This window comes from Bacillus sp. MYb78 (assembly GCF_002975115.1).
Taxonomy (GTDB): Bacteria; Bacillota; Bacilli; order Bacillales; family Bacillaceae_G; genus Bacillus_A; species Bacillus_A cereus.
The window spans coordinates 18,541-29,700 of sequence record NZ_PCOB01000034.1; the positions used below are offsets into that span (position 1 = coordinate 18,541).

The window sequence follows — 11,160 nt, forward strand, 5'->3', positions numbered from 1 at the left end:
ATTTATAGATGGTTTGCTTTTTTTAATGCGGATAATTTTTGATCCGTCTCTTTTATACTTTGTGCGATTACATCAGCCATTTTCATGACTAAACTTAATCTTGTATTTTGAAGAACGAAAAACTCCATAAACCCATTTAGATTGACGATACCGTGTATATGCAGATCACCAACTGCAGGTAATTTCTTATTCATAGCAGCACCAGGTTTACTAGGTCCCTTTCCAGTAGTGATTGACCCAATATTTTGGGACTTTCCTAAACATGCATCAACAGCAATTATAAATGCAGTAGGATATTCTTTCTGTATATTCTGAATTTTTTCTTCTAAATTTAGTGCATGTACTGGCTCATCGAGTGTACCGAATATTTGGAGGTTTTTGATGTCTATTTGTTCAAGTTTTGTACCAACTAACGGGCCGAGTGCGTCACCTGTAGAACGATCTGTTCCGATACAAACGAGAATGAGTGGTATATTAGTTTTAATAGGAATATGGGTAAGTAAGAAATTACTGATTATCTCAGAGGCTTCTAGATCTTGGTGCATAACGTTTTGAGTTTCTTTCTCAAAAAATGGTAAGCGAAAACTTCCAATGTTCATGAAGCACCCATCCTTTTAATAAATTTTCAATATATGTTATATGGTGAGAAAAATGGAAAGCTATAAGTGCGTAATTTTTGCAAAATGTGAATGAAAACGGAAATAATAGTACTAGTATATATATATTCGTTCCATTTTATACCTGAATGGCGGGGATAAAATAGGATTAAAATCATAAAATTTTTTCAGCAATTAGAGGACTTCTGATACAATAATAAGGATAACTAAAAAGAAATTTTAGCTAGAGAGGTAGAGGTACATGGATTTATTAACGAAGTGGTTTAATTCTACGAAACAGTATTTATTAGATGCTGATCGTTGGGCTCATATTGGAGTTGCGACATTAAAAATATGTATTATTTTAACAATTGGTGCAGTTGTTGTGCGAATTGCAAGAGCGGTTGTACGAAATGCGTTTCGTATGGGGAGTCGTTCTCCAATTCAAATTTCAGAACGTCGTACAGTTACAGTGGCGAAATTACTTGAAAATATTGTAGCGTATGTTGTTATGTTCATTATGCTAATTGCGATTTTAGGTGTGTTTGATATTAATGCATCAGGTTTATTAGCGGGTGCTGGGGTAATTGGTTTAGCAGTCGGATTTGGTGCTCAAAGTTTAGTGAAAGACGTTATTACAGGTTTATTTATTTTGCTAGAAGATCAGTTTTCAGTTGGCGATTATGTTAAAATCGGTCAATTTGAAGGAGTCGTTTTAGAAATTGGACTTCGTACAACGAAAGTAAAGAGTTGGACAGGTGAAATTCATACTTTACCAAATGGAAGTATTATTCAAGTTACTAACTATTCAGTTAGTAATAGTGTAGCGTTTGTTGATGTATCTATTTCATATGAGGCTGATATTGCGAAAGCAGAACAGGTTATTGAAGATTTATTAGTAGAGTTACCTTCAAAGTATGAAAAAATGGTAACAACACCTCAATTATTAGGTGTGCAAACGTTAGCTGCATCAGAAGTTATATTACGCGTTATCGCTGAAGTAGAGCCGATGCAACATGCAGTTATTGCAAGGGCACTTCGTAAAGAGATTAAAAATCGTCTTGATTTACATGGGATTGAAATTCCATATCCGCGTATGGTTTTATACAATCGTGAAGAATTGGTTAGTGGAAAAGCAATTTAGTATGGAGAGGAGTTTGAAGAGTGGAGCAAAAGGAATATAACTTGTACGATGTTGTGGAAATGAAGAAAGCACATCCATGTGGCGAGAATCGTTGGAAAATTATTCGTATGGGAATGGATATCCGCATTAAGTGCGAGGGATGTGACCATTCAGTAATGATTACTCGAAGAGAGTTTGATCGTAAGGTGAAAAAAATACTTGTGAAGCACGAAGAATAGAGGGAGAGTAACAGTTACAGTAGGTAACTGTTACTTTTTTTCGTTTGGCGGAAACTTGTCATTTTTTTCGTTACTATCTATAATGATGAAAGATTGAGACATAGGAGTGAAAAATATGGGATTAACGGCTGGGATTGTTGGATTACCTAACGTAGGTAAGTCCACTTTATTTAATGCAATTACACAAGCAGGAGCAGAATCTGCAAACTATCCATTCTGTACAATTGATCCAAACGTAGGGATTGTAGAAGTACCAGATGAGCGTTTAAATAAATTAACGGAATTAGTAGAACCGAAAAAGACTGTTCCGACTGTATTTGAGTTTACTGATATTGCAGGTATCGTAAAAGGTGCTAGTAAAGGTGAAGGTTTAGGAAATAAATTCTTATCTCACATTCGTCAAGTAGATGCAATTTGCCAAGTTGTTCGTTGTTTTGAAGACGAAAATATTACGCACGTTTCAGGGAAAGTAGATCCAATTGATGATATCGAAACAATCAACTTAGAGCTAATTTTAGCGGACTTAGAGTCTGTTGATAAGCGTATCGAGCGTGTTGCGAAATTAGCAAGACAAAAAGATAAAGAAGCTGTATATGAGCATGAAATTTTAGTTCGTTTAAAAGAGGCTTTTGAAGAGGGGAAACCGGCTCGTACTGTTGAATTTACAGAAGAGCAGATGAAGATTGTTAAAGGCCTTCATTTACTTACAACAAAAGAAATGTTATACGTAGCGAACGTAAGTGAAGACGATGTTATCGATCCTTCGGAAAATAAATACGTACAAATGGTAAAAGAATTTGCAGAAAATGAAAATTCTCAAGTAATCGTTGTATGTGCAAAAATCGAATCAGAAATCGCTGAATTAGACGAGGAAGAGAAAAAAGTATTCCTTGAAGAACTAGGTATTGAAGAGTCTGGTTTAGATCAATTAATTCGTGCAGCATATGACCTATTAGGACTTGCTACTTACTTTACAGCTGGCGTTCAAGAAGTACGTGCTTGGACATTTAAACAAGGTATGAAGGCACCACAATGTGCTGGTGTTATTCATACAGACTTTGAGCGTGGATTTATTCGTGCAGAAACAGTTTCTTACGATGACTTAATGACAAACGGTTCTATGACAGCTGCAAAAGAAGCTGGAAAAGTACGTTTAGAAGGAAAAGAGTATATCGTAAAAGACGGAGATGTTATGCACTTCCGTTTTAACGTTTAATCTAATATTTCCTAGGAAAAATAAAGATATGAGCTTGGCGAATATATTATATGTTTGCCAAGTTTTTTATGTATTGGTGAGTTGATTCATATAACTTACTATGATATAATCTAAACTCGTGAGTAATTACTATAAATTAATTGCTCCTTGCCCATTATGGGCCGTTTAGACCAAAAGGAGGTGAAAGTGTAATGAGAAAGTACGAAATTATGTACATCATTCGTCCTGGCGTTGAAGAAGAAGCTCAAAAAGCTTTAGTTGAACGTTTTGCAGGTGTTTTAACAAACAATGGTGCAGAAATCATTAACACGAAAGAGTGGGGTAAGCGTCGTTTAGCTTACGAAATCAACGACTTACGTGAAGGTTTCTACATGATCTTAAACGTGAACTCTAACGCAGAAGCGATTAACGAATTCGACCGTTTAGCTAAGATCAACGAAGACATCCTTCGTCATATCGTTGTTAAAGAAGAAGAAAAATAATTGATATATAAGGGAGAGTGGTTCGATTGATGAATCGTGTTATCCTCGTTGGTCGTTTAACTAAGGACCCTGACTTACGTTACACGCCCAATGGTGTTGCAGTAGCTACTTTTACGTTAGCTGTGAATCGCGCATTTGCGAATCAACAAGGTGAGCGTGAAGCTGACTTTATTAATTGTGTAATATGGCGTAAACAAGCAGAAAACGTAGCAAATTATTTGAAAAAAGGAAGCTTAGCAGGCGTAGATGGACGTCTTCAAACTCGTAATTACGATGGACAAGACGGTAAACGTGTATATGTAACAGAAGTTCTTGCGGAAAGCGTACAATTTTTAGAGCCGCGTAATGGCGGTGGGGAGCAACGTGGTTCATTCAATCAGCAACCATCAGGAGCTGGTTTCGGTAACCAAGGCTCTAACCCATTTGGTCAATCTAGTAATTCAGGTAACCAAGGTAATCAAGGGAACTCTGGATTTACGAAGAATGACGATCCATTTTCAAATGTAGGTCAACCGATCGACATTTCCGACGACGATTTACCGTTCTAATACAGTAAATTTGTTAGTTTTAACAAAGAATGGAGGGAAATAGACATGGCAGGACGCAAAGGTGGACGTGCGAAACGTCGTAAGGTGTGTTTCTTCACAGCTAACGGCATCACTCGCATTGACTATAAAGATGTTGATTTATTAAAACGTTTCGTTTCTGAGCGTGGTAAAATTTTACCTCGTCGTGTAACAGGGACAAGCGCAAAATACCAACGCAAACTTACAGTTGCAATTAAACGTGCTCGTCAAATGGCACTTTTACCATATGTTGGTGAATAATAGCGTATGAAATGCACAGTAGAGTCGGACTCTACTGTGCATTTTGCTATGCTTTTCTTTTTTGAAAGAGAGGTTAAAATGTGAAACAAACAAAGTTTATTACGGAAGGCGCAGCGTTATTAGCTATATATGCAATTTTATTGCTTATATCTATGTATGTTCCGATTTTAGGTACTGTTGTAACTTTTGCGTTGCCGTTACCATTTATACTATTAACGATAAGACATAAACTATCTAATGTGCTTGTGATTTTTGTAGCAGCACTTTTTGTTACTATTATTGTGAGTCAACCTATGAATTTAGTGAAGACAACTATGTTTGGATTGATAGGGATTGTTTTAGGGTATATGTATAAAACAAGAAAAAAGCCAGTGGAAATCTTAATAGCGGGGACGCTTGCATACTTAATTGGTTTTGTACTTATTTATGTTGCGAGTATAAAGTTTTTCAACATAGATATAATGAAGCAAATGCAAAGTGTGTTTAGTGAAAGTATGGTGCAAAGTGAAAAGATAGTAAGTGCTATAGGTATGCCGATTAGTAAGGAACAAAAAGAGTTACTTACACAAATGAATGATATATTACAATCGTTATTTCCAAGTATACTTGTTCTAGTTGCAGTATGTTTTTCTTGGATTACAGTGATAATATCAGGTAGTGTTTTGAAAAAGTTAAAACATGACATTATACCTTGGCCTAAATTTAAAGATCTACAATTACCAAAGAGTATTGTTTGGTATTACGTTATATTTATTTTGTTAGCAACTTTTATAAAAGTAGATCCAACATCATATTTACATATGGTATTTTCTAACCTATATGTCATATTTGCACTATTGCTTGTACTGCAAGGGCTGACATTCATTTCCTTTTTAGCGTATAGAAAAGGTTTTACTAAAGGGGTTCCTATTATTAGTTTTATTGTATGCATGTTTATTCCGATGCTGTTTCCTCTTGTGACAATCTTAGGTATAATTGACTTAGGGATTTCGTTGCGTTCTAAAATAGGGGAATAAAATAATATTCCTTATACTATTTTAATCTGTTTAACTAACTGGAAGGTGAGTTAGTTTTACTTTATAGGAGTTGTATACATGCCTGAATTTGATAAGAAACAGTGGTTTTTATATCCTGTTTATGTATTGGCATTTTTTGTGTTTGTGCTCATTTCAATTCTCTGTTATTTTCATTTAATTATGGGGATAGCTGCTTTTATCATTTTTTGTATCGTGTTCTTTATCGTTATACGATTTGAACTTAATTTTCAAAGGAATTTCGAAAAGCATACGACAGATATGATTACGAGGGTAAAGAAAGTCAGTAATGAAGCATTTAACCAAATGCCGATTGGTATTTTGTTATACAATAAGGATTACGGGATTGATTGGGCAAATCCTTATTTATCTTCATGCCTGGGACAGCATGCGTTAGCTGGATGGCACCTTTACGATGTATCAGAAACATTACTTCTTTTCATTAAAGGAGAAACTTCTGATGATATAGTCTCTTTAAATAATCGAAAGTTTCGCGTTTTTGTAAGGAAAGAAGAAAAGTTAATTTATTTCTTTGATGTAACGGAACAAACGGAAATCGAAAAGATGTATGAGGATCAACGCACTGTTTTAGCTGTAATTTATTTGGATAATTATGATGAAGTTACACAAGGATTAGATGATCAATTACGTACGAATATAACAAGTCTTGTGACATCGCGACTAAATGAATGGGCACTTAAGTATGGTGCGTATTTAAAACGTGCATCTTCAGAAAGATTCTTCGTTGTGCTAAATGAAAGTATTCTGACGCAGATGGAGAAAGGGAAATTTAGTATTTTAGATCAGGTGCGTGAAGAAACATCTAAAAGGAATATACCACTGACATTAAGTGTAGGTGTCGGATCAGGTGATTTACCTTTGTCAGAGCTTGGTGCAATGGCTCAATCTGGTTTAGACCTTGCGCTTGGACGCGGTGGAGACCAAGTAGCTATTAAACAAGCGACAGGTAAAGTTAAGTTCTATGGAGGTAAGACAAATCCCGTTGAAAAGCGTACCCGTGTACGTGCTAGGGTCATTTCGCATGCGTTAAAGGATTTAGTGTTAGAAAGTAGTAATGTCATTATCATGGGGCATAGGGCTCCTGATATGGACGCAATTGGTGCTGCGATTGGTATTTTAAAAGTGGCTCAATTAAACGAGCGTAAAGGATATATTGTATTAGATGAAAATGATTCTGATAAGGGAATTAAACGCTTGATGGACAAAGTGAAACAAAATGAGGAGTTATGGTCTCATTTTATTACTCCAGAGCAAGCGATGGAATTTGCAAATGATGAGTCGTTACTTGTTGTTGTTGATACGCATAAACCTTCTATGGTGATGGAGCAAAAACTGTTACATAAAATTGAAAATGTAGTAGTTATTGATCATCATCGTCGTGGGGAAGATTTTATTGAAGACCCATTGCTAGTTTATATGGAACCATATGCTTCTTCAACGGCAGAATTGGTTACAGAATTACTTGAGTATCAACCTAAAAATTTAAAGATGACAATGCTAGAAGCGACGGCATTGTTAGCAGGTATTATTGTCGACACGAAAAGTTTCACATTCCGGACAGGGGCTCGTACATTTGATGCTGCTTCTTATTTACGCTCACATGGTGCAGATACTGTACTTGTACAAGAACTTTTAAAGGAAGATATGGATCAGTATTTACGGGTTGCAAAAGCTATAAAAAATGCGTACATTTATAAAAATGGAATTGCGATTGCTAAAGTTGATAGTGATGATTACTACGATCAAGTGCTTATTGCGCAATCGGCAGACACGTTATTAACGATGACAGGGATTATTGCATCATTTGTTGTTGCGAAACGTGGTGAGAATCTCATTGGAATTAGCAGCAGGTCTTTAGGTGAAGTGAATGTGCAGCTAATTATGGAAAACTTAGGCGGTGGCGGGCATTTGACTAATGCAGCCACACAAATGAAAAATGTTACAGTAGATGAAGCTGAGGAGAAGCTTCGATTTGTTATTGATGACTATTTACAGGGAGGCACACAATCATGAAAGTAATTTTTCTAAAAGACGTAAAAGGTAAAGGTAAAAAAGGAGAAATAAAAAACGTACCGGATGGCTATGCAAATAACTTCTTACTAAAACAAGGATTAGCTGCTGAAGCAACAAATAGCAGTATGAAAACTTTAGAAGCTCAAAAGCGTAAAGAAGAAAAAGATGCAGCAGCAGAGCTTGAAAATGCAAAAGAGTTAAAAGAGACTTTAGAGAAATTAACTGTAGAATTAAAGGCGAAATCTGGAGAAGGTGGCCGTTTATTCGGTTCTATTACGAGCAAACAAATCGTAGATGCGATGCAAAAATCACATAAAATTAAACTTGATAAACGTAAATTTGAAATGGATGATGCAATTCGTGCATTAGGCTACACAAATGTAACAGTGAAATTGCATCCGCAAGTAACAGCGACAGTAAAAGTTCATGTTAGTGAACAATAAAAATAAATTAAGCAAGGAGGATTGCGTATGAGTGATGTACTTGCTGATCGTACCCCTCCGCATAATATAGAGGCCGAGCAGGCGGTTTTAGGTGCCATATTAATTGATCAAGATGCGTTAACGTCAGCATCGGAGTTATTGGTACCTGATTCATTCTATCGAACGAAACATCAAAAGATTTTTGAGGTCATGCTTGGATTATCTGATAAAGGAGAACCGATCGACTTAGTAATAATGACATCAGCGATGGCTGATCAAGGATTACTAGAAGAAGTTGGTGGAGTGTCTTATCTAGCAGAGTTAGCAGAAGTTGTTCCAACAGCTGCTAACGTTGAATATTATGCACGTATCATTGCTGAAAAGGCACTTTTACGCCGTTTAATTCGAACAGCGACTCATATAGTGTCGGATGGATACGAGAGAGAAGATGACGTGGACGGCCTTTTAAATGAGGCCGAGAAAAAAATATTAGAAGTATCCCATCAAACGAATGCAAAAGCATTTCAAAATATTAAAGATGTTCTTGTGGATGCTTATGATAAAATTGAGCTTTTGCATAATCAAAAAGGTGAAGTTACTGGGATACCTACTGGATTTACTGAATTAGATAAGATGACGGCAGGTTTCCAGCGAAATGATTTAATCATTGTAGCAGCACGTCCGTCAGTAGGGAAAACTGCATTTTCATTAAATATCGCACAAAACGTAGCGACGAAAACGGATGAAAATGTAGCGATTTTTAGCTTGGAGATGGGCTCCGATCAGCTTGTTATGCGTATGCTTTGTGCAGAAGGAAATATCGATGCGCAAAGACTTCGTACCGGGTCACTAACTTCTGATGATTGGGCGAAATTAACAATGGCGATGGGGAGTCTTTCAAATGCCGGTATATATATTGATGATACACCGGGAATTAAGGTAAATGAGATTCGAGCAAAATGTCGTAGACTAAAGCAAGAACAAGGTCTTGGAATGGTTTTAATTGACTACTTACAGCTTATTCAAGGAAGTGGGAAATCAGGTGAGAACCGTCAGCAGGAAGTATCTGAGATTTCTCGTACTTTAAAAGGGATTGCACGTGAATTGCAAGTGCCTGTTATTGCCTTATCACAGTTATCTCGTGGTGTAGAATCTCGTCAAGATAAACGCCCGATGATGTCTGATATTCGTGAATCTGGAAGTATTGAGCAGGATGCTGATATTGTAGCTTTCCTATATCGTGAAGATTACTATGACCGTGAAACGGAAAATAAAAATACGATTGAAATTATCATTGCAAAGCAACGTAACGGTCCAGTAGGTTCAGTGGAACTTGCATTCGTCAAAGAGTTCAATAAGTTCGTTAACTTAGAACGACGCTTTGAGGATGGGGCATAAAGGCAGTATAAAAAAGAAACACATTTCTTATAATAAGATGTGTTTCTTTTTTTATGGTGTAAAGATAAGGCTTTCATAAGGTGAAAACATAATTCTTACGAACGAAAATGATTTTTAATAAAAAAATGTTCGCTTTTTGGTTGACTTCTTTTTCGGTTTTGGTACAATTATATTGTTTGAATAGATCGTTTGAAAATTGCGGAGGTGCTTTAATAATGTCTTCAGTAGTAGTTGTAGGAACACAATGGGGCGACGAAGGAAAAGGTAAAATCACTGATTTTCTTTCTGAGCATGCGGAAGTAGTTGCAAGATATCAAGGTGGAAATAACGCGGGACATACAATTGTTTTCGGCGGAGTTAAATATAAGTTACACTTAATTCCATCTGGTATTTTCTATAAAGAGAAAATTTGTGTAATCGGAAATGGCTTAGTAGTAGATCCGAAAGCATTACTTGAAGAGTTAAAATACTTACACGACCGTGGTGTAAGTACTGATAATTTACGTGTAAGTAACCGTGCACACGTTATTTTACCTTATCACTTAAAACAAGATGAGTTAGAAGAGGCTAGTAAAGGTGATAACAAAATCGGTACAACGAAAAAAGGTATCGGTCCTGCATATATGGATAAAGCTGCTCGTATTGGTATCCGTATGGCTGATCTTTTAGATCGTGAAGCATTTAAAGAGAAGCTTGAGCGCAATTTAGTAGAGAAAAATCGTTTGTTTGAAAAAATGTACGATACAGAAGGTTTCAGTGTAGAAGAAATCTTTGAAGAGTACTTCGAATATGGACAACAAATCGCACAATATGTATGCGACACATCTGTTGTATTAAATGATGCACTAGATAACAATCACCGTGTATTATTTGAAGGTGCACAAGGTGTTATGCTTGATATTGACCACGGTACGTACCCATTCGTTACATCTTCTAACCCGATTGCGGGTGGTGTAACAGTTGGAACTGGAGTTGGTCCTGCGAAAGTTACTCGCGTTGTAGGTGTATGTAAAGCATATACAAGCCGTGTTGGTGACGGTCCATTCCCTACTGAACTTAATGATGAAATTGGTCATCAAATTCGTGAAGTTGGTCGTGAGTACGGAACAACAACTGGTCGTCCGCGCCGCGTAGGTTGGTTCGATAGCGTTGTTGTAAGACATGCGCGTCGTGTTAGTGGTTTAACGGATCTATCATTAAATTCTATCGACGTTTTAACAGATATTCCAACTCTTAAAATTTGTGTTGCTTACAAATACAATGGCGAAGTTATCGATGAAGTTCCAGCAAACTTAAACATTTTAGCGAAATGTGAGCCTGTATATGAAGAGCTTCCAGGTTGGACAGAAGATATTACTGGTGTAAAATCATTAGACGAGCTTCCTGAAAATGCACGAAAATACGTAGAACGTGTTTGTGAGTTAACAGGAATTCAATTATCTATGTTCTCAGTTGGACCAGATCGTAACCAAACGAATATTGTTCGTAATGTATACGAAGCTTAATTGATATTTTTAGAAAAAACTCATGTCCGCATGAGTTTTTTCTTATCTTTTATAAAAAAATGAAAAAAAGTATTGCGAAGAATATAGAATACATGTTATGATACATCTTGTCGTCACGAAAATATGACGTTGGTGAGTATGAGCCATTAGCTCAGTTGGTAGAGCATCTGACTTTTAATCAGAGGGTCGAAGGTTCGAATCCTTCATGGCTCACCATTTTATTTTTCGTGGCCCGTTGGTCAAGTGGTTAAGACACCGCCCTTTCACGGCGGTAACACGGGTTC

The 11,160-nt window shown here is 36.5% G+C and carries 12 protein-coding genes and 1 tRNA gene; 12 read left to right on the forward strand and 1 reads right to left on the reverse strand.

The features are described 5' to 3' along the window. Positions 1-2: 2 nt before the first annotated feature. The gene (gene yyaC / locus CQ064_RS31245; RefSeq protein ID WP_001020708.1) at positions 3-599 is read right to left on the reverse strand and encodes a spore protease YyaC; all 597 of its coding nucleotides are present in this window, start codon (positions 597-599) and stop codon (positions 3-5) included. 259 nt (positions 600-858) lie between these two features. On the opposite strand from yyaC, the gene CQ064_RS31250 reads away from it, so the two are divergent. From CQ064_RS31250 to CQ064_RS31305, 12 genes are all read left to right on the forward strand, one after another. Next, entirely contained in the window at positions 859-1,740 is an 882-nt protein-coding gene (locus CQ064_RS31250) for a mechanosensitive ion channel family protein (protein WP_000365115.1), read from the forward strand. A 20-nt stretch (positions 1,741-1,760) separates the two neighbouring features. Next, positions 1,761-1,958 carry a DUF951 domain-containing protein gene (locus CQ064_RS31255; protein ID WP_000435486.1) on the forward strand — a complete coding sequence of 66 codons (198 nt, stop codon included), beginning with the start codon at positions 1,761-1,763 and terminating at the stop codon, positions 1,956-1,958. Between the two features lie 115 nt (positions 1,959-2,073). Beyond that, positions 2,074-3,174 (forward strand): redox-regulated ATPase YchF, encoded by a 1,101-nt coding sequence (gene ychF, locus CQ064_RS31260; protein WP_000524670.1) that lies wholly within the window; start codon positions 2,074-2,076, stop codon positions 3,172-3,174. A gap of 191 nt (positions 3,175-3,365) precedes the next feature. Beyond that, positions 3,366-3,656 (forward strand): 30S ribosomal protein S6, encoded by a 291-nt coding sequence (rpsF, locus tag CQ064_RS31265; RefSeq protein ID WP_001233781.1) that lies wholly within the window; start codon positions 3,366-3,368, stop codon positions 3,654-3,656. A 26-nt stretch (positions 3,657-3,682) separates the two neighbouring features. Beyond that, entirely contained in the window at positions 3,683-4,204 is a 522-nt protein-coding gene (gene ssb / locus CQ064_RS31270) for a single-stranded DNA-binding protein (protein WP_002094213.1), read from the forward strand. 45 nt (positions 4,205-4,249) lie between these two features. After that, a complete protein-coding gene (rpsR, locus tag CQ064_RS31275; protein ID WP_000918873.1) occupies positions 4,250-4,483 on the forward strand; it encodes a 30S ribosomal protein S18 in 234 nt (77 codons plus the stop codon). Positions 4,484-4,563: 80 nt separating this feature from the next. Further along, positions 4,564-5,499, forward strand: coding sequence for a YybS family protein (locus tag CQ064_RS31280; RefSeq protein ID WP_000814844.1), 936 nt, complete (start codon positions 4,564-4,566; stop codon positions 5,497-5,499). A 78-nt stretch (positions 5,500-5,577) separates the two neighbouring features. Next, entirely contained in the window at positions 5,578-7,551 is a 1,974-nt protein-coding gene (locus tag CQ064_RS31285; RefSeq protein ID WP_001113779.1) for a DHH family phosphoesterase, read from the forward strand. Then, on the forward strand, positions 7,548-7,994 hold the full coding sequence (rplI, locus tag CQ064_RS31290; RefSeq protein WP_000864223.1) for a 50S ribosomal protein L9: 447 nt from the start codon (positions 7,548-7,550) through the stop codon (positions 7,992-7,994). Before CQ064_RS31285 ends, rplI begins: the two co-directional genes overlap by 4 nt. Before the next feature lie 27 nt (positions 7,995-8,021). Next, complete coding sequence (gene dnaB / locus CQ064_RS31295; protein WP_001286147.1) at positions 8,022-9,371, forward strand: replicative DNA helicase; 1,350 nt, start codon at positions 8,022-8,024, stop codon at positions 9,369-9,371. Between the two features lie 215 nt (positions 9,372-9,586). Further along, positions 9,587-10,876: an adenylosuccinate synthase gene (locus tag CQ064_RS31300; RefSeq protein ID WP_000100229.1), complete on the forward strand. Its 1,290-nt coding sequence runs from the start codon at positions 9,587-9,589 to the stop codon at positions 10,874-10,876. A 140-nt stretch (positions 10,877-11,016) separates the two neighbouring features. Next, a tRNA-Lys gene (locus CQ064_RS31305) sits at positions 11,017-11,092 on the forward strand. Positions 11,093-11,160: the final 68 nt, after the last annotated feature.